The following is a 19549-nucleotide window of genomic DNA, read 5'->3' as shown; positions in this document are numbered from 1 at the left end:
TTCCCGAATAGTACAGGAATAGGTTTATATTAGCCGTACAGCGGGGTACTGGACGGTCTGTATCACTATTGTCCGGTGCATATCGACCCGTGAGGTGGAACCGTTCGACGGTGTTCCCCCGATAGAATCACGCCGAGAGGCTCACCGGAACTGCTCTTCGAGGCAGACTTTGACGATGGACTTCGCGATGGCGACGCCGCCCGAGAACGGGTCGAGTTTCGTCTCGCCTTTCCGTTCGCGGTACGCGATGGGCACTTCCTTCACGTCGTATCCTCGCATCAGCGGCCGGATCAGCAGTTCCGCCGAGAGCCCCGTGTTTTCGGTCCACTCGATTGACTCGACCACGTCCCGGCGGTACGCGCGCATCCCCGTCGTCGTGTCGTGGACGCGCTGGCCCATCAGACCGCTCGCGAGCAGGGCAAACGCCTGATTGCCGCGGCGGTTGAGGTCCGGCATCGCGTCGGCACCGTGGTAGAGTCGGTCCCCGCTGACCACGTCGTACCCGTCGTTTATCGCGGCGAGGAACTCCGGCAACTGCTCCATCGGATAGGTGTCGTCGCAGTCAGTGGTGACGACGATAGGCCGGTCCGGCGTCAGGATGGCTTCGCGGACCGCGACGCCGTACCCTTGCGGGGGTTGTCTGACCACGCGAGCGCCGTGTTCACGCGCTACCTCCGGCGTCTCGTCGTCGGAACTGTCGACACAGACCACCTCGGCGCGTCCGTCCGTCACATCGGCGACGTCGTCGAGCACTGTTCCGATGGCCTCGGCCTCGTTGTACGTCCCCATCACGACGCTCAGGTCGTCGAAGGTGAACTGGTCCTCGCTCCCGTCTCCGTCGTCGCGGTCCCGATCTGCCCGTATACTCATTACTGGCGGTTTCGCTCGGGAGCACTTGAGTTTTTAGGTTTGCCAAAAACAACGGGGATCGACCGTCGCCCAGTTGATGTCGGGAGTCGGCGGTCCGAGACTTCGCGGGCGACGGCGTGAAACGCGGAGAAACAGCCGCGATGTGTGAGAACGTATTTCACTCCCGGCTCGATGGACGAAACCATGCCATCAACTCGCCGGGTCACTGCCGCGGCCGGACTCGCCGCGCCCACGCTGGCGCTGGGTTCCATCCTCGTGGCGACGCTTCTTTCGCCGTCGTTCACCTGGAGCGGGGCGGCGCTGTCTGATATGGGGCGGCCGAACGAACCCACGTTTCGACTGTTCAACGGCGGACTCGTCGCGGCCGGCGTCGTCGGACTGCCGTTCGCGTACGCGCTCTACGGCCGGGCGGAAAACGCCGTACAGACCGCGGGTGCGGTCGCGTTCGTCCTCGCGACCGCCTCGATGGGGCTCGTCGGCGTCTTCCACCTCCCGAGAGCGGGCCACGGGATCACCGCTATCGCCCACTATCTCTTCGCCACGGTAACGCTGTGGGTGTGGGGCAGCGGCGAGGCGCTCGCGGGCGACGTTCGACGGGGACTGGCGACAGTCTGGCTCGGCATCGGTCACGTCCTGCTGTGGATCGGTTGGGCCGGACTGCTCGCGCCCGACTGGTTCGCTGGCGCGGAGTTCGCCGGCGCGGCCGTCTTCGGCGTGTGGACGGTCGCCACCGCTCGCCGCCTGCTCCGACAGTAGCCATCGAAGTCACCGCCCGCCCTGTCGCCGGACAGCGGGGCAGTACGTCCGACCAGCAGACCGCACGGCTGGTACGTCCGAACGCGACGGGTCTGGGCGACACTGTTACTCGGATTCCGTGACAAGCGCCGTGAACTCGTTGACGTCGGCGTCTATCCCGGCGACGATGACCTCGTCGCCGACCTCGAATCGGAAGCTCGGGGCGAGGTCAGTTATCGTCTCTCCGTCGCGTTCGACCGCGATGACGGTACACCCCGTCCGGTTGCGGATGTCCGCGGCACGGATCGTCTGTCCTGAGAGCGCGGGTGCCTCGGTGCGCACGACCTCGACCTGCGTGTCGAGCGAGATGACATCCCTGTCGAGCACTGTCGATGCGAGCATGCGACCGCTGACCGTCGACAGCGCTAGCACGTAGTCCGCGCCGGCCCGGTAGAGTTTCGGGACGCTCTCGTTCTCCTCGGCCCGGCAGACGATCTCGGCGTCCGGATTGAGTTGGTCGACGACGAGAGTCGCGAACGTCGTTGCCGTGTCGCTTCCCAGCGTGATAACCACTGTCGTCGCGTCGGGAACGCCTGCCTCCCGAAGCGTCCGTTCGTTCGTCGCGTCGCCGACCACGTCCGTGAGAGACGTGTCCCGGTGGTCGACGACCGTCGCATCGATGTCGGCTGATGCCAGCACGTCGACAACGGTCGACCCGACCTCACCGGTACCGAGAAGGACGACGTCCGAGCGCGACGGCCGGCGGCGCTTCGACCGCGTCAGTCTTCGGAGCGCCTTCAGGTTGGACACGCGTCCCGCGGCAAGGAGGACCGTCCCCTCCGAGAGTTCGGTTTCGGGGGACGGCGGACTTTGGAACTCACCGTGCTCCCAGATACCGACGACGTTCGCCCCAGTCCCCTCCCGGATACCGCTGTCGACCAGTCGCGTGCCGTCGAGAGCGCTGTTTCGCTGGACGATGAGTTCCGCTATCTCGTAATCCTCCGTTACGGCCTCACCGACCCGGGAGTCGACCGTCCGCGTTATCTTGTCGGCGAGGCTCTCGCCGAGGATCCGCTCGGGAGAGAGCACGTGGTCCGCACCGGCGTACCGGTGATACCCCGAGTTTGCGGTATCCTCGACGAGCGTCACCGTCTGTACCTCGCCGTCGACTTCCCGGACGGAGAGGACGATGCTGGCGTTACGTTCGTCGTCGGCGTCCGCGACGACCGCAGTCGCCCCCGAGACGTTCGCGTTCCGGAGCGTCGCGGTCGATTCCGGGTCACCATGAATCACTGACAGTCCCGTCTCGTGGAGTTCCGTCGCCGTCGGTTCGTCCGATTCGACGACGACGTACTCCTGTCCGCGCGTTTCGAGTTCGTCGACGAGCGCCTCTCCGTGAGGCGTGTACTCGCAGACGACGACGTGGTCTGAGAGGTCCTCGACTGCGGTCGGTGCGGCGGTTGCCAGCGTCTCCTCGAACAGCGGGAACACGAACGCCGGGAGCGTCATGAAAATGAGAAACACGCCGGTCAGGTCCATCAGAATGACCAGGACGTTCATCCACGGCGAGGACCAGGGGGCGTCCGACCCGAACCCGGTCGTAGTGAACGTCTCGACGACGACCTGAAGCGAGTGTGGGAACGTCGACGGCCGATTCTCGAAGATCCCCATCCCGAAGTGGTACGCGAGCGTGTACAGGAGGATGATACCCGCCAGTCCGAGGAGATAGAGTATCGTTCGTCGTCGCCAGGTACTCATTCGCACACTCTTTCCCACACAGAGGACAAAAAGGGTTCCGTCGAAGAACTCGCCGATGGAGGGTCAGGTCACCGATTTTCCACCGAACGGGGGGTGGCACGGTCAAAAGGTTGAAATTCGGACCCCCCATAGAGGGATCCATGCATAAGGACGAGCTACTCGAATTACACGAGCAGATGGTGACGATCATGGAGAACGTCGCCGAGCGTGAGGAAGTCGATCCGGAACTGTTCGACCCGTACTATCAGCTAGACGTCGATCCGTCTCACGTTCACAAATCGAAAAGCGAGCACAAACACGCCGTGTTCGTGCTCGGAAACGCACTCGCAAACGCGATGAGCGAAGACGAGTTCTCCTCCGCAGGCCGTATCGGCAAGCGCATGGAGGAACTCGCCGACGACGCCGAACAGAAGATCTGAGGCGAGTAGTTCGGTCGGCGGTAGCTTCTAGCCGCCCGCAGGTCCACCTCTGACCTGTCACGGCGGGACACATTCTCTGCTAGCGGCGGAAAGTATATGTTTCGCATGTGGCTTTTGCCATGCATGAAAACGCGCACGGAGGAGCGGGTGGATGACTGGAGTACCCGTCCGACAACGACGGGGTACGACGGGTTACGAGACCTCGCGGACGACGGATTCTCGGGTGCGGTGCGCGCGCGCGGCACGTGGTTATTCATGCTAAACGGCCGCATCGTGGGGGTGTTCGAGGGGGAGATAGAGGACTTCGAGTCTGCATCTGCGACACCGTACAAGGCACCGGATCCCTCTCTCCCGCTTCTGTTTACCATGCTCGAAAAGGGCGGCGAACAGCAGGCCAAATACTACACGGAGGACACGCCCGTGGCCGAGGCCGACGGAACGCTCTCTTCCGGGTCGTTCACCGGCTACATCGAACTCAGCGAGAACGTTCTGAGCGGCGACTACTACGTCGTTTACTACGGCGGACGCTCGATGAAATGCGCGTTCGTCGGCAACAGCGAGGACCTCCTGACCGGCGACGAGGCGTTCGAGCGCGCGAACGACGAGGTCGGCATCTACGAGGTTCGGAACGTCGATATCGAGGTGACCGACGTCCCGTCCGCGTCGGGTACAACCGGCGACGCACACGGCGATGCGGACGGCGTGGGGTCGACCGACAGTGATTCGAACGCCGAACCGGAGACGGGAACCGGCGTCGGCACGGGCACGACGGCTGAGAATTCGACTGCCGGAACCGGCGTGACGGACGAGGCAGGCGGTGTCGGGGTGACGGACGACATCGATGCCGGGAGCGGAACGGGTGGGTCACCGACCGTCGACGACGCCGCGACGACGGGGACGAGCGACGCGCGACAGTCCGGTTCAGAGCGATCCAGCGGTGGGGAAACCCCGCCGACTGACGCAGCCACCGACCGGCAGTCGGACGTGTCCCCCGACACGACGGCCACGGAGAGAACAGAGACCTCGACCGGCGAGAGCGGGGCGACCGAGGTAGGCGACGTGACGCCTTCCCCGGAAGACGACGTAACGACTTCCCCGGAACGTGACGATGCGGCGCGAACCGACGGGAGCACTGCAGATCAGGCCCCGACCGAGAGCGTCACGGACTCGGTATCGCACGAGGACGCCCCGGATCCGATGCCGAGCGAGGAGACCACTAGAGAATCGCCGTCCGGTTCGGAGCCAGACCTCGATCCGACACACCCTACCGAACGGGAGTCGTTCGGCACCGCCGCCGGTGACGCGACGGATCCGACGGACGCTGACCCCGCGGTCGAAACAGAACCCGAGCCCGACAGTGACACCGCGTCGGCTTCCACGGAACCGCCTGAAACGCCGGCAAACGCGGACGATAGCGGCGCGGACCGAACGGACACGGCCGGACCCGGCCAGAGAGCCGACGACGGTCCGAAACAGGAGAGTTGGGACACCGACCTCGGGTCAGACGACGCGCCGTCGGCCGAGGCCGAACGAACCAAGCCGGGCAACGAAGACGAGGCGGAGTGGCGCGAGACCCAGACGATCCCCGCGCTCGACCCCGACCGCACGTCGACCGGTGACGACGGAGGACGGAGCGACTCACAGGCACAAAGCAGCGCCCGGGGAACCGGAACACGCGGCGCTTCGGGTCGCCAGGCCGGGAATCGAGGTGGTCCGACCAATCGCGACCGTGCAGGGTCCCAAGGGCAAACAGCCGACCGAGACCGGGCGAAAGCCCGTGGAACCGGAGATAACGGGTCCAGCACGCAGCGATCGACCGAGAACAGCGAGGCGTTGAAACAGGAAGTGCTGGAACGCGAGGACAAGATCGACCAACTGCAACAGCGCGTTTCGGACCTCCAGGGCGAACGGGACCGGCTCAGGTCCGAGCGCGACGACCTCGCCGGGAAAAACGAGTCGCTCCGCGGGGAAGTCGAGGAGCTCGAATCCGAGATAGAGCGCCTCGAACAGACGGTCAGCCGCCTGAAAACGGAAGTCGAGGACGCACGCCAAGCCGCAGGGGACACGCCGAACGCCAGTCAGCGGATCAGTCCGGCGGAGGCGCTTCAGGGGACCAACTTGTTCGTCCGCTACGGCTCGAAAGGAGACGCGACGCTGGACGACGCGAGGGCCGGCGAAGCCGACGCCGAAGCGGTGAACGCGAACCTTCGCCTCGAACATCACACCCAGTTCGAAACCGACGACGTGGCAGTCGACGGCCAGGCGTTCGACGAGTTCCTCACGAACACCTTAGAGTTCAACTTCGTTGACTGGATAGTCGGCGGTCTGTTGTACGAGATCCGCGACACCGGTCACGCGACGGCGCTCGAAGACCTCTACAACGCGATCCCCGAGATCGACCGCGCCGAGATAAAGGGCAACGTCAGCCTCGTCTACACCGAAAACGGGGACGAAGTACGCGAGCAACAGCAGTTCGACATCGTCTTGCGCGACCGGATGGGGAACCCGCTCGTCGTCGCGGACCTGAACGACTCGCGCCAACCCGTCACGCAGGACGGGATGGCCGGGCTTCAAAACAGCGCTTCGAAGGTCAAAGAGACCAACGACCGCCTGTGTTCGGCGTTCGTCGTCACGTCGAGTTTCTTCGAACCGGGCGCGCTGGAGACCGCGGCCGAAGCGACGAGTGGGAGTTTCCTGAGTCGGGACTCGAAGGAGAGCTTCGTGAAACTGGCCCGTAAGAAAGGCTATCACCTCTGTCTCGTCGAATCACGCGGCAGAGACTTCCACCTCAACGTGCCGGAACTCTAACTTTCGACTTCGGCGCTCTCGTCTATCTTCATGCTGTCGAGTTTGTCGACTATCTCGTCTAACTTCGCGTCGAGTTCGTCGACAAACTCGTCGGTACGCTCCGTCTTGATGGCACCCTGGCTGGAGGGTTCGATGAGGTTCTCTTCTTCGAGAACGCGAAGGGAGTATCGAACCTTGTGATGTGGGTACCCAGTTTCGTTGGACATCTTGACGATCCCGATGGGCTCGCTCTCGATGACCATCTTCAGAACCTGGAGGTGACGTTCAAGCATATCGACCTCTTTCTCAAGTCGGTCTATCATGGCATTTGTTAACTTGTCTTTCGGGGTTTTAAAAGTTGTCTTCAGAGCGGTGCGTCGAATACGTCTCAGACGTTTCCCGTGATGAAGGTTAACACTTTGGATCGGAGCCACGGTCGGTGATCGCGGCTGCTACCGGGAACGTGCGCGATAGAACCCGAACGGGAACGTGCGACCGCAGGCCGGCTTGTCCGAACATCGGTCCCCGACTGCTCGGATCCGGCGGATCGGCCTCTCAGTAAGATCGGCCTCTCAGTAGAATTCGGCCCGCGGAGCGCCGCCGATACTCGGGTTAGCGTACACGTCACGCGGTAGCACCCGCCGTAATCACGGAAGTGCTTGCTTGACGGCGTTCGCAGTCCGGGCGATGCACGAACGTGGGGTACTTCTCCGGTGACGAGCGTCACTATCGTAATCGGTTTACCGGGGTAGAGAGAATCGAACCCTGTTATGACCGTTACCATCGTCGGTGCCCAACTGGGCGACGAGGGGAAAGGCGGCATTGTCGACCTCTACTGCGACGAGGCCGACGTTGTCGCCCGGTACCAGGGCGGCGACAACGCCGGCCACACCGTCGTCGAAGACGGCACCGAGTACAAGCTTTCGCTGGTTCCCAGCGGGGCTGTTCGCGGCAAAGTGGGGGTGCTCGGCAACGGGTGTGTCGTCAACCCCGCGACGCTGTTCGACGAGATAGACGACCTCCGAGAGCGCGGCCTCGACCCGGACGTTCGGGTAGCACGCCGCGCCCACGTCATCCTTCCCTACCACCGCGTGTTAGACGGCATCGAGGAGGAGATAAAGAGCGAGTCGGACCAGGAGGTAGGCACCACGGGCCGCGGTATCGGACCGACGTACGAGGACAAGGCGGGCCGTCGCGGAGTCCGCGTCGGCGACCTTCTCGAACCCGATGTCCTCCGCGAGCGTCTCAAATACGCCGTCCCGCAGAAGCGCGCGCTCGTCGAGGACGTGTACGGCCTCGACGTTGCGGACCTCGACGCTCCCGAGGCGTTCGATATCGACGCCGTGTTCGAGCAGTACCGGGAGTTCGGTCGCCGTCTCGACGACCAGGACATGACCGTCAACGCTGGCTCCTTCCTCACTGACGCCATAGAGGAGGAGGAGAGCGTCATGCTCGAAGGCGCACAGGGGACCATCATCGATATCGACCACGGAAACTACCCGTACGTCACGTCGTCCAACCCGACTGCCGGCGGGGCGGCGACCGGCACCGGCCTCAGCCCCGGCGTCGTCGGTGGCGGCGAGGTCATCGGCATCGTCAAAGCGTACCTCACGCGGGTCGGGAGCGGACCGATGCCGACCGAACTCGGCGGCGTCGTCGGCGACACGCCCGGCTACGACGAGCAGGGCGAGGGCGAGAACGAGGAACTCGCGACGTACATCCGCGAAGAGGGCGGCGAATACGGTACGGTTACCGGTCGCCCCCGCCGCGTCGGGTGGCTTGACATGCCGATGCTTCGCCACGCCGCCCGCACGAGCGGCTTCACCGGGCTCGCGGTCAATCACATCGACGTCCTCTCCGGGCTAGACGAGGTGAAAGTCGGCCACTCCTACGACCTGGAAGGCGAAGAAACGTTCAGCATGCCGGCGACGACCGAACACTGGCGGCGCTGTGAACCGAACTTCCGGTCGTTCGACGGCTGGCCGGACGTCGACTGGTCCTCCGTCGCCGCGGACGGCTACGACGCCATTCCGGACGGTGCCCAGACGTATCTGGAGTACGTAAGCGACGAACTCGACACGCCGGTGTACGCCGTCGGAGTCGGTGCGGACCGCGACGAGACAGTCGTAGTCGAAGAGCCGTTCTAACGCCAGAAACCGACAGCGACCACGGAGCGAACCGCGGACCGTCGTCGCTCTCTCCGACGGCCGCCTACTTCGCGACGATATCGGATTCGAGAGCCGCCACTTCGGAGAGTATCGCGTCGACGTGTTCCGGTTGAACGTCGAACGATTCCAGGCTCTCCCGCAGGTGACCGGCGACCCGCCGGAAATCGTCGTTCGTCAGGTCGAGGTGAGCGTGCGCGTCGCGCATGTCGTCACCGTCGTACTCGACCGGTCCGCCAGTCACCGCGGAGATGAACGCGGTCTGGTGCGACCTGAGTTCGTCGAGATTCGCCTCCGAGAAGTACCCAGCCAGTTTCTCGTCGGCGAGGACGCGGTCGTAAAACTCGTCGACGACTGCTCCGATCGCTTCCTCACCGCCGATTTCGTGGTACAGTGACTCGTCTCCGGGCATATAGTTTCACACGCAGTGAGCAAAGTAAATAGCTTGTGTCAGCACGGGGACGACCCGGCACGTTTTTTGCCGGGGGAGCCGTGGTGTCGACTATCAGGTGAGTTCGTCGTGAAAGAATCACTCATGGACATACTCTGTTGCCCGATGGACAAACACGACCTCGAACTGCAAGACGAGGAGCGAGATGACGGCGAGATCATGTCTGGGAAACTCGTCTGTACGGAATGCGGGGAGAGTTACCCCATCGAGGACGGGATCCCCAACCTCCTTCCGCCGGACATGCGAGACGAGGCCCCAGCCTGAAGGTTTTTGCTCCCGGGGTCCGACGAAGTAGCCGTGCCCCGGACGCTGTCGGTCCACGTGAATGACGAGACTCTCCACGCCATCACAGTGGAAACGCGGTCGTTCGAGACGGCGGGGGCGTTCGACATCGAACTGGTGAACCACGGCCGCGCGGTCCACGTTCACCTCAATCTCATGGAGGGGCTGGAACGCGGAGCGACGCTCGAGGCGACCAATCACTTCGTCGAAACGGAGACGGTCAGGAGAGTCGCTCTCGACGTCGTGGACGGCGCGCTCCCGGCCAGCGGCAAGCTGAAGATCGTCACGGGCTACGGCGCGGAGACCGCGTACGTCGACGTGACCGCCAGGGAAGCCGAGAACAGCGTCGATGCCGTCGACATCGACGAAACGCTCGCCGAGCCGGGCGGAACCGCCGACACGGATGTGGACCGACAGACGGACGCTCGTTCGCTCCTGCCGACACCGCTTGCGAAGAGTGCGCCAGTCGTCGCGCTGGCGGGCGTCGCCCTGTTCGTGGCGTTGCTCGCCGCGACTGTCGTCGACGCCATGTTCGCCCTGTTCGGACTTGCTGTCGTACTCGTCGGTGTCTTCGCAGCGGGTGCGATTCTGGTTCGCGGCTGAACGTTCGTCGTAAAGCAGTGCGACGGCGAGACGGTTACGGACGGTCCAGAACGAGATCAGGGATGGAGCTACTCTTCCTCGGTCGGCACGCCGCAGAGTCGTCCCTCCTCGTCGAATAGCTTCTCCCGCAGGTAGCGGGTGCGATAGCGGTTCGCTCCCTCGTACACGTCCGCCTCGCGGATATCGTCGGTCCTGCCGTCGGCGACGGCGTCGATCACGTCCTCTATCTGCTCTTTCTCGCTCGGGGTGAGGTCGAACTCGTAGGTGCGCGATTCCTCGCGTTCCAGCGTGGTCCACTTGCGCGCGGCGGCGACGACGAGCGAACACGGCTCGCGACAGGGGAACTGCCCGTCTCCGCCGTCGGCATCGAGTTCGCGGTCCTCGTCGAACTCCCACTCTCGGCGTTTGAGACACTGCGAGTCGACACAACAGGTTGCGGCGATCCGGTCGACCGCCTCGGGGTCGAGTTCGTCGACGATGTCGTAGATGCCGGTCTGTCGCTCCGCCGTCTCGCGCCAGTGGGAGATGTCGAGTTCGCCTTCACGCTCTCGGTGCCAGTTCGGTATCGTCGCCGGATAGACGACGCCAACGGTTTCGACCAGTTCCGGCGCAGTGAGATCGGGGAACACCCACCCGTCGCGGAGCGACGGGGCGGTCTTCAGGGGTCGGTATCGCTCTTTTCGGTCGTACTTGACGAGTTCGCGCGCATCGGTCGGGTCTTCGTACGTCCGAAGGTCCGTGACCGGCGCGCCGGCGTCGTTCTCGTGGCGAACGTCGTACGCTCGGCGGCCGTCGTCGCCGAGTGTCACCGTAAGTTCGAGTTCGCCCCAGGTCCGACTGACGCCGGCAGCGAGTTCGTCGTACCGCGTCGGAACGTCACCGGCGTCGGACCATTCGAGCCACCGAAGAAACGCGCGTCGGGCGCTGTGGGTCGGAGCGATCTGCGCCCAGAAGTACCAGTTCGTGACGTAGGCGGGGGCGTCTTCGGCCGCCTGAACGAACGCCGACTCCGAGAGGCCGGTCCGCTCGTCGTCCGGGACCGCAAACCGGTACACGTCGCCGTCGTACTCGGCTTCGAGGCCGTCCAGGGCGATCCCGTCGGACGCCGCTTCGCGGAGCGCCTCGATCTGCTCGGCTTGCATACGTACGTCGTAGGACAGGGACGGCATAAGCCCGGCTATTCGACCACGGAAGCGCCGTCTCACCGTTTTGAACAGATGAAGTATATAAATTTTTCCCCGCCTTTCCGATAGGGAGAGAGCGCTGACCCATTTATGTAGATACGGAGACACGGAAGAAATGCAATGGTTTCCGACTCACTTCGGTCCTCCGTCCCGGCCCTAATGCTGGTCGGCATGTTAGTGCTCAGCGGTTGTTTGGGCACCGTCGCTCCCGGCAGCGGGGACGCGGACCAGACGACTGCTGAGCCCACAGATCTTCCGGAAGAACAGTCCGACGACGATACTGACGACAGCGACGACAACGCACCCCCGAGCGACGAGGAACTGACCGACACGCTCAACGAGCGGATGTCGGAGATAGAGAGCCTGACGATGACCCAGCGGATGACGGTCGTCTTCGACGGCGACGAGACTAAGGCCGCGACGAAGGTGTGGCTCCGCCCGGAGTCGGGCGAGATGCGGAGTCAAACGCTCGCTCCGGAGTCCCGTGCCGGCGACGTGTCCCTTCTCAACGAGAGCAGGATGGCGATGTACGACGCCGACGAGCAGAAGGTGACGGTGTACGACCGCGAATTTAACGGCGGATCCGCGGCCGGATTGACTATCGTCGGCAGTCTCCGGGAGGCGTCCGTCGAGTACGAGGCGACCGAGCAAATCGACGGCGAGCGGACGTACCGCGTTACCCTCGTTCCGAACGGTACGATGAACGCAGAGGCTGAGATGACCGCATGGCTCGACGCCGAGACGTACTTCCCCAAACGGGTCGAGACCACCAGTTCGACCTCCGCACTCAACACGACGACCACCATCGAGTACGAGAACGTCAGCCTGAACCCGACGATCCCGGACACGACGTTTACGTTCGATGACCTCCCGGAAGACGTTGAGTGGGAAGAGTACAGCACGCCCGACACCTCGACCTACGACTCCCGCGAGGCCATGACGGGAGAGTCGAACCTGTCGGTTCCGGCACCGGACGTTCCCACAGGGTACGAGTTCGAATCCGGACGGATCGTCGAGGGGACTACCGAATCGGTGTCTATCACCTACACCAACGGGGACCGACAACTCTCCGTTACGGCGATAAACACCACCTACGAAACGGCGGACGGTAGCGCCGAGAACGTCACCATCGACGGCAACGAAGCTCGGTACACTGACTTCGACGACAGAGGGCTCGTCACGTGGTCCTGCGACGGCAAAACCTACTCCGTGCACGGCCCGTTCGACGAGGCGGGACTGGTCGATATAGCCGAGTCCATCGGCTGTCACTGAGACCGCCGAACCGATAGCTCCCTGCCGCCGCCACCCGGGCCGGCACTCTCGCTGACGCTTTCCCCTCCGCCACGCCCTTCTTTCTCTCGTTTCGAACTTGTTCTCTCGCCGAGATGCAAGGATTTTTGCTTCGTCTCCCTGTTCATCCGAACTATATGCCGTTCATAGAGTCCCCCCTCCAGCGGGCCATCGTGGGTATCTTCGCCGTTTTCCTGATCTCTGCGGGCGTGTTCGTCGCGTTCGGCGGCGACACCGGCGCGTCGGAGACGAAGCCGATAGGAGAGAACGCCTCGGAGAAGTACGCACAGATAGACGGCGTCGCCGCAACCGTCACCTCCGAGTTCGAGGGTCCGAACACCTCCGAGCAGTCGGTGATGGTCACGAAGGAGCGGCCCGGGACTCAGCAACTCTACCAGCGAACCGTCGACGATAGCAGGAACGAGACCGAGATATACACCAACGGTTCGGTCATGTGGCTGTACGACCGTGACGCGGGCGAAGCGATCCGGCAGGAACTCCCGGAGCAGATGGAACGGTCCTCGAGAACGCAGGACCAACTAAACGATATCTTCGCGCGGATCAACGAACAACGCGGAGCGGCGGAGGCAGACGACACGGACGATACGGATCGGGGCGTCTCACCGTTGCCAGTCGTATCGTCGCCCCAGTCGACGACGGCGTCGATCGAAACTCCCGCAGCGGACGAAACGGATTACGAGGTGACCTACCTCGGGACCGGAACGGTCGACGAGCGGAAAACACACGTCGTCCGGATTAACGGTACGCTGGCGGCGGGTAACGGGTCAAGCCTCGGAATGACGAACATGACACAGACGCTGTGGATCGACGCGGAGCGGTATTTCCCGCTGAAGTACCACCAGCGCTGGTGGATGAACGGCGACCGCTACGAAACCCGGGTGACGTACTCGAACGTCACGTTCGATCCGGGGTTCGACGAGTCAACGTTCGAGTTCGATCCGCCGGAGAACGTGACTGTCACCGAGCAGTCGTTCCCGGAAACGACGACGTACGACTCCAGAGAGGCACTCGCGGAGGCGGCTGAAATGACTGTTCCCGACCCTGACCCGCCGTCCGGATTCGAACCCGAAACGTTCCGTCGGTTGAGCGGAGCCTATCGCTCGGTTTCGATCAGCTACACTAACGGGCCGTCTGAACTCACCGTCACGAAGATGAATCGGACTACGTCGAGCGGAGTCAGCGACGCCGAACGCGTGTCGGTCGACGGACGGACGGTACAGTACACCGAGTTCGGGTCGGTCCGGATAGCGGTCTGGGAGTGTGGGGGACGGCGGTACAGCGTCACCGGACGAAACGCCAGCCGGTCGGCCGTTCTCGGTGTCACCGCCTCGGTCGACTGTGAGCGGGCGACCGATCAGGCACGCAGCGACAACGAGTACGCGATGAACGCAACGCCGAGAAGTTGAAGCAGTCTGACGAGCAGGGTAAAGCCCGGCCGGTAGTCGTTCGGAACGACCCCGCCGCGGAGCAACAAGGAGCCAACGAACGCCGAAGCGAAGGTGACACCCATCAGAATGACGAGGCCGAGCGAGAGATACTGCATCGGCCGACTCTGGTGGCGGCGGTAGCCGCGGTACGCCTGATAGGCGACGTACAGTCCGACGACTGTCGAGGCGAACGAAGCGGCCAGGATGGCCCACTGGATTGGGGACGTTGCGAGTGACATAGTCAGAGGTTCTCCCACATGTACGTCAGTCGGTCAGCCGTGTCGTCGGCGTCGAGCGCCGGAGCGCGTTCCGTGCGTTCTATCCGCGCCTCGTACGCTCCGTCTTCGAGTTCTATCGACACAGACGACAGCGTGGCGGAGAACACCTTGTGGTGGCCGCCGTCCGGATCAACTCTGGTCTGTTCCTCGATGAGTTCGTGCTGCTTTAACCGTTCGATACGTCGGTATATCGTCGGGAGAGACGCGTCGCAGCGGTCACTGAGCCTTTTGGCTGACATTGGTTCCACACTGGTCTCCGCGAGGATCGAACGAGCGTACTCGTCACTGATGAGATCGAGCACGTCATCGAGTTCCCGATCCTCACTCACGTGTCGAGCAACGGCCAGTTCCGTTTTAAATTCCCCGAGTACTTTCCGAGCGAGAAAAACCGGAGCAACCGGGCCGCACAGCGCTCGAATGTCCAGTCAGTCGTCTGCTAACGGTTTTGTGCCGCCCGTCAGGTCGCGGACGGTTTCGACGGCATCGCCGATGTCAGCGCCGGCCTCGGCTGCCCGCTCCAGAATCACGTCCGCCATGAGGTCCTCCGTCCCGACCGCACCGGAGTACCAGATGCGGTGCCCGTCGACTGTAGCAGGCGTCTCCCATCCGGTTCTGTAGTCGTCAGTAAGCCCCATGTCCTCGGGAATGTCCTCCTGCGTGTGGTAGCCGTCCGCGATAAACAGCGGTACCACGACGATGTCGGGCGAGGAGAAGAAGTCGGTCACGTCGTCGACTTCGGGCTCTTCGTCCATGAACAGGGCCTCGACTTCGTCGAACTCGCCGCGCTCGCTGATGCGGTCGGCGTGGTACTCGATGGCCTTGGCGCTGTTCTCGTTGCGTTCCGTGCCGTGGCCGACCACGGCCAGTCCGACGCCGTCACTGAGGTCCGCGTCGCCGGTGACGCTCTCCGCTCGCTGGACGATGACATCGCTCATGGCGTCGTGAGTTCCGACCGGCCCGCAGTAGTGGACGGTCTTGTCGACGTCGTCCGGCGTGCCGCTTCGCGGTTCCCATCCGGGGTTGGGGTCGTCCAGGCCGACGTCGTCGTCGACGCGGAGTTCCCGCGGGATGACTTCCTCCGTGAAGTACCCTTCACTGACGAACAGCGGTACGACGTACACTTCGTCGCTCTCGACCGTCCGCAGCACTTCCCTGAAGTGGGGCTGTTCCTTCCAGAACCCGGTGACGACCTCGTCGAAGGCGTCCGTCTCGCAGACGGTGTCCGCGTGACGGTAGGTCGGCGTGCTGGAGTCCGGATTCAGGTGAGAGCCGTGTGCCACGATAACCAGCGCTTGCATACGTCTATCGAAGGGGCAAAGCAACTTAGGGACTTCGCCAGGGCCGTCAGCATACAGCGGATCCCAGGGTGACGGTACCGTACCTCGAACCCAAACAGGGGTCGGTTTTATCCCTTCGGAGCGGCGTGACAGGCTCATGTCACTCGCTGCTCGAACGCGCGAGGCCGTCGCCGACCGACCGTTTCTCGTCGACGCACTCAGGGCCGGCGTGGCGAACTACACGGCAGTCGCCCGGTTTCTCGACGTGGAGGGCGATGTCGATGCCGTGGCGACCGCGCTCCGTCGGTTCGCAGACGAGTTACCGCCGTACGAAACGGCCGAGCGCGAGGCTCGCGTGACGATGGAGGGCGGTCTCGGCGAGGTCGCCGACCACGGCGACGCGTTGTTCGTCGTCGGCGACACCGCCCTCGCGCCGACAGGGGGATCACTTCAGGGCGTGTTAGCGACAGGTGATGTCGACGCCGCGGCGCTCGCAGCGGTGCTTCGGCAACTGTCGACGGCAGGCGTCACCGTCGAAGCGGCGGGGACCGCGGGCGACGTGCTACTGGTCGTCGTGGACCGTCGTTCGGGTGCAGACGCCGTCAGAACGGTGGAAGGCACGCTGGAGGCCGTCCCGAACCGGGATCGCTGATCGTCGAGTTGGTCGTCGGTCGTCTCAGTGAGACCGTCATCCTGACGTTCCGCCGTCGTTTCGTTCGTCACATCGCTACCGGTGGCCGCGGCCGGCAGTCCAGCGAAGATGAGAACCAAGAGGACAGCCAGCGCGGCTACACCCGATTTGCGGGCGTGGCCCGCGAAGAGCGTCGTCAGCCGGCTCGGTAGCTGTGAGCGTCTGTACTCAGTGTCTATCAGCGTCGTCATGGTATGGAGATAAACGTAGAACACGCTTTAGAACCGTTTCACATGGGTTACTGGGGTCTCTGCTTCGGAAACGCGTTCTTAGTCCGGTAATAGATCGCTACGAGCCGCGTTTGAATGAGTACCGGTGAGAAGGCGAAACTTCGAAATAGCGGCAATAGCGGGGCCATAATCGACGGCTTCGGCACGGGAGAAACGAGTAAGCGAGGCTTAGCGGACGAAAACTGGAACGTTACGAACTTCCCCCCGGGATCTCCTTGCTCTCGTCGGCGATGTCGTCCCAACTGACCGTCTCCTGTTCGATGATGTTCTCCGGGTCGAGAGCGTCGTCGCGAAGGACAGTCGCTGCAAGGCCCGACGGCGGCGACAGTTCCTGGTCCTCCGACGGTTGGCCGTCACCCGCTGTCTCGTTGTCCGCAGTTGCGTTGCCCGCCGTTTCGTTCCCGGCCGACGCGTTGTCCGCCTGGCCGCCAGCGGTTTCGTTCGCGCCGACTGTCGCGTTCTCGGCCGTTACGTTTGCGGGAACGCCCTCTCCGGCGTCCTGACTGGCGGAGAACGCCGGCTCCGGAACTTCCTCGGCACCGGGGCCCGACGCTTCGCCCGCAACGACGCGGACGACCATGCCGAGGAACTCGTGCGGACCGCAGTAGAGGTCGTACACGCCCGGTTCGTCGAACGTGTAGAGCCAGTACGCGCCCTCGGCGAACAGCGGCGAGGAGATGGGCGGAACGTCCTCCGGCACGCGCCGAGTCTGTCCGAACCCGGGATGATAGGCCATTACGTTGTGGAACGGCGAAACTAACGAGAACCGCACCGTGTCGCCGGGTTCCACGTACACGCCGGTCGGGTCGAAAAAGAACTCGGGGTTCGGGCGGTCCTCCCGCATTTCTGTGTAGAGTTCGACCTCTCTGTCGGGTTCGACCGGCGGTTCGACGTCGTCGGAGAGCGCCGGGAAACCGAACGCGGGACGTATCTGTCCGGTAGCTTGACTGGCGTCGCCCCCGTCCGACGAACTTTCGATGCTTCCGCGCATTGAGGTCGGGTGGAAGCTACAGTAGTACTCGGCCATCTCCTCGCTCGCGGTGAATTCGAGAGACGCCGTTTCGCCCTCCTCGCTCACCGTATCGGTCGATTCGAGTTCGTTCCCGTCCGCGTCCTCGATGACCAGACTGTGTTGGGCTCCGTCGCCGTTCTCCCAGGTGAGCGTGTAGGTCTGTCCGACGACGAACTGGAGCGTCGGGTTCGTCTCGCCGGCTATCTCTTCCGGCGACTGGCCTTCCCAGCCGTCGACGACCCCGAGCAGTTCGTACGACCCCTGCTGACGGTACGCGTTACTCTGTGCTGCTGTCACGCCACCGATCCCGGCGACAGCGCCGGTGCTTGCCGCATACTTGAGTACGTCACGCCGCGACGCACCGTTCCAGTCGCTTCGAGTCATTGCCACCGGGACTGCTACCGTTACGAGAATAAATCCGAGAGACAGTTGTTTACAGTTCTCTCTCTCAATGGGTGTGTTCCGAGACACAACGCGGGATTACCGCCGGTTTCGACGCCGCAAAGCGGTTCCGACGATTTCAAAGGGAGCGGGGAAGTAGTGGCGGGCAATGACGGTACACGTGACGAACACGCTCACCGGCGAGAAGGAACCGTTCGAGCCACAGGACCCGGACTCCGTTCTCCTCTATCTCTGTGGCCTGACGGTTTCCGACCCGGCCCATCTCGGCCACGCCCGGGCGTGGACGCACACTGACGTTATCCACCGATGGCTCGAACACGAGGGGTACGAGGTTCGCCACGTGGAGAACTTCACCGACATCAACGAGAAGATAGTGGCTCGCGTCGGCGAAGACGGCGACAGCGAGGCCGATGTCGCCGAGAACTACGTCGACGAGACTCTGCAGGACATGCGCTCGCTGAACCTGAAACGGGCGACTGTCTACCCGCGAGTCTCCGAGCACGTCCCGGAAATTATCGATATGGTGGAGACGCTCGTCGAGAAGGGCTACGCCTACGAGTCGAACGGCTCGGTCTACTTCGACGTGAGCGAGTACCCCGACTACGGAAAGCTCTCGAATCAGGACATCTCGGAGATGGAGTCCCAAGGCGACGAAGGCGACCGGACCGAGAAGCGAAACCCGGCCGACTTCGCACTCTGGAAGGCCAACGGCGTCGCCGAGAGCGACATCGCGGAGCATCGACACGACGATGCCGGACCGGCCGACGAAGCCGTCGAGACTGCCGAGACGTGGGAGTCGCCGTGGGGCGAGGGCCGTCCAGGCTGGCACATCGAGTGCTCGGCCATGTCGACGACGCATCTTGACGACACTATCGACATCCACGTCGCCGGGCAGGACCTCGTGTTCCCGCACAACGAAAACGAGATAGCGCAGAGCGAGGCCGCCACGGGCGAGCAGTTCTCCCGCTACTGGGTCCACGTCCGACTGTTAGAGACCAGCGGAGAGAAGATGTCGTCATCGCTGGGGAACTTCGCAACCGTCGAGACCCTCGTTTCCGAGGAGGGTGCGAACGTGGTCCGAACGTTCCTGCTCTCGACGGCGTACCACAACCGCGCCACATTCTCCGAAGCGACTCTGAACGAGGCCCGCGAGCGCTGGGAGCGCCTCGACCGGGCGTACGACAGGGCCGCCGCCGCCGCCGACAGCGCAGACGCTCGGACCAAGGTAGTCGACGACGACCTCCGCGACGCCGTCGCCGAGACCCGAGACGCGTTCCCCGCGGCGATGAACGACGATTTCAACACCCGCGAGGCGCTGTCCGCACTCCTCGAACTGGCCTCGGCAGTCCACCGCCACGTCGACGAACACGACCGATACGACTACGGGAGTCTCAACGCGGCGATCGAGACGTTTGACGAGTTCGGGCGAGACGTACTCGGTCTCGCGTTCGGCGCTGAGGCGGCCGACGGTGACGCCCGCCTCGCCGACGAAGCCATCGAACTCGTGTTGGACCTGCGCGAACGCGAACGCGCGGCCGGCAACTACGAGCGCGCCGACGATCTGCGGAACGAACTAGAACGCCTCGGCGTTACTGTCGAAGACAGCGACGACGGACCGACGTTCCGGCGTTGAGAACAGGCCACGAACCTTATATGTTCTGACCCGG

The 19549-nt window shown here is 63.6% G+C and carries 19 protein-coding genes; 10 read left to right on the top strand and 9 right to left on the bottom strand.

Annotated features, from left to right (window positions below):
• Positions 1–141: 141 nt before the first annotated feature.
• Entirely contained in the window at positions 142–870 is a 729-nt protein-coding gene (locus SM753_RS02480; RefSeq protein WP_138797695.1) for a dolichyl-phosphate hexose transferase, read from the bottom strand.
• A gap of 183 nt (positions 871–1053) precedes the next feature.
• On the opposite strand from SM753_RS02480, the gene SM753_RS02475 reads away from it, so the two are divergent.
• Positions 1054–1626, top strand: a complete 573-nt coding sequence (locus tag SM753_RS02475; protein WP_161972919.1) for a DUF998 domain-containing protein — start codon at positions 1054–1056, stop codon at positions 1624–1626.
• A gap of 105 nt (positions 1627–1731) precedes the next feature.
• Here the strand turns inward: SM753_RS02475 and SM753_RS02470 are convergent, their stop codons facing one another.
• Entirely contained in the window at positions 1732–3363 is a 1632-nt protein-coding gene (locus SM753_RS02470) for an NAD-binding protein (protein ID WP_323190402.1), read from the bottom strand.
• A gap of 140 nt (positions 3364–3503) precedes the next feature.
• Between SM753_RS02470 and SM753_RS02465 the strand changes: the two genes are divergently transcribed.
• A complete protein-coding gene (locus tag SM753_RS02465) occupies positions 3504–3782 on the top strand; it encodes a UPF0058 family protein (RefSeq protein ID WP_135534509.1) in 279 nt (92 codons plus the stop codon).
• 123 nt (positions 3783–3905) lie between these two features.
• Positions 3906–6590: a hypothetical protein gene (locus tag SM753_RS02460; protein ID WP_323190401.1), complete on the top strand. Its 2685-nt coding sequence runs from the start codon at positions 3906–3908 to the stop codon at positions 6588–6590.
• Here the strand turns inward: SM753_RS02460 and SM753_RS02455 are convergent.
• Complete coding sequence (locus SM753_RS02455; protein ID WP_323190400.1) at positions 6587–6892, bottom strand: hypothetical protein; 306 nt, start codon at positions 6890–6892, stop codon at positions 6587–6589. The two genes, SM753_RS02460 and SM753_RS02455, sit on opposite strands and share 4 nt — an antisense overlap.
• 447 nt (positions 6893–7339) lie before the next feature.
• Between SM753_RS02455 and SM753_RS02450 the strand changes: the two genes are divergently transcribed.
• Entirely contained in the window at positions 7340–8716 is a 1377-nt protein-coding gene (locus SM753_RS02450; RefSeq protein WP_323190399.1) for an adenylosuccinate synthase, read from the top strand.
• 64 nt (positions 8717–8780) lie between these two features.
• On the opposite strand, the gene SM753_RS02445 is transcribed toward SM753_RS02450, so the two are convergent.
• Positions 8781–9146 carry a group 1 truncated hemoglobin gene (locus SM753_RS02445; RefSeq protein WP_323190398.1) on the bottom strand — a complete coding sequence of 122 codons (366 nt, stop codon included), beginning with the start codon at positions 9144–9146 and terminating at the stop codon, positions 8781–8783.
• Positions 9147–9254: 108 nt separating this feature from the next.
• Here SM753_RS02445 and SM753_RS02440 point away from each other — a divergent pair, with 108 nt between their 5' ends.
• Positions 9255–9449 (top strand): methytransferase partner Trm112, encoded by a 195-nt coding sequence (locus SM753_RS02440; protein ID WP_135534504.1) that lies wholly within the window; start codon positions 9255–9257, stop codon positions 9447–9449.
• A gap of 33 nt (positions 9450–9482) precedes the next feature.
• A complete protein-coding gene (locus tag SM753_RS02435; protein ID WP_323190397.1) occupies positions 9483–10070 on the top strand; it encodes a hypothetical protein in 588 nt (195 codons plus the stop codon).
• Between the two features lie 68 nt (positions 10071–10138).
• Here the strand turns inward: SM753_RS02435 and SM753_RS02430 are convergent, their stop codons facing one another.
• Positions 10139–11212 (bottom strand): DR2241 family protein, encoded by a 1074-nt coding sequence (locus SM753_RS02430; protein WP_135534502.1) that lies wholly within the window; start codon positions 11210–11212, stop codon positions 10139–10141.
• 162 nt (positions 11213–11374) lie between these two features.
• Between SM753_RS02430 and SM753_RS02425 the strand changes: the two genes are divergently transcribed.
• Together SM753_RS02425 and SM753_RS02420 are read left to right on the top strand one after the other, a co-directional pair.
• Positions 11375–12526, top strand: coding sequence for a DUF4367 domain-containing protein (locus SM753_RS02425; protein ID WP_323190396.1), 1152 nt, complete (start codon positions 11375–11377; stop codon positions 12524–12526).
• Positions 12527–12681: 155 nt separating this feature from the next.
• Positions 12682–13971 carry a hypothetical protein gene (locus SM753_RS02420; protein WP_323190395.1) on the top strand — a complete coding sequence of 430 codons (1290 nt, stop codon included), beginning with the start codon at positions 12682–12684 and terminating at the stop codon, positions 13969–13971.
• Here SM753_RS02420 and SM753_RS02415 read toward each other — a convergent pair.
• The 3 genes from SM753_RS02415 to SM753_RS02405 all read right to left on the bottom strand — a co-directional run bounded on the left by SM753_RS02415 (position 13920) and on the right by SM753_RS02405 (position 15568).
• Positions 13920–14231, bottom strand: a complete 312-nt coding sequence (locus SM753_RS02415; RefSeq protein ID WP_323190394.1) for a hypothetical protein — start codon at positions 14229–14231, stop codon at positions 13920–13922. The two genes, SM753_RS02420 and SM753_RS02415, sit on opposite strands and share 52 nt — an antisense overlap.
• Positions 14232–14233: 2 nt before the next feature.
• Positions 14234–14599 carry a helix-turn-helix domain-containing protein gene (locus SM753_RS02410; protein ID WP_135534498.1) on the bottom strand — a complete coding sequence of 122 codons (366 nt, stop codon included), beginning with the start codon at positions 14597–14599 and terminating at the stop codon, positions 14234–14236.
• 96 nt (positions 14600–14695) lie between these two features.
• A complete protein-coding gene (locus SM753_RS02405; protein WP_323190393.1) occupies positions 14696–15568 on the bottom strand; it encodes a CbiX/SirB N-terminal domain-containing protein in 873 nt (290 codons plus the stop codon).
• Between the two features lie 136 nt (positions 15569–15704).
• Between SM753_RS02405 and SM753_RS02400 the strand changes: the two genes are divergently transcribed.
• Positions 15705–16199: a hypothetical protein gene (locus SM753_RS02400; protein ID WP_323190392.1), complete on the top strand. Its 495-nt coding sequence runs from the start codon at positions 15705–15707 to the stop codon at positions 16197–16199.
• A 459-nt stretch (positions 16200–16658) separates the two neighbouring features.
• Here the strand turns inward: SM753_RS02400 and SM753_RS02395 are convergent, their stop codons facing one another.
• Positions 16659–17864 (bottom strand): plastocyanin/azurin family copper-binding protein, encoded by a 1206-nt coding sequence (locus SM753_RS02395; protein WP_323190391.1) that lies wholly within the window; start codon positions 17862–17864, stop codon positions 16659–16661.
• A gap of 166 nt (positions 17865–18030) precedes the next feature.
• On the opposite strand from SM753_RS02395, the gene cysS reads away from it, so the two are divergent.
• A complete protein-coding gene (gene cysS / locus SM753_RS02390) occupies positions 18031–19515 on the top strand; it encodes a cysteine--tRNA ligase (protein WP_323190390.1) in 1485 nt (494 codons plus the stop codon).
• Positions 19516–19549: the final 34 nt, after the last annotated feature.

It is taken from the genome of Halostella sp. PRR32, from assembly GCF_034808085.1.
In the GTDB taxonomy this organism is placed as follows: domain Archaea; phylum Halobacteriota; class Halobacteria; order Halobacteriales; family Natronoarchaeaceae; genus Halostella; species Halostella pelagica.
The sequence above is the reverse complement of the archived record's forward strand: the minus strand, read 5'-3'. Positions and strand labels throughout refer to the sequence as shown.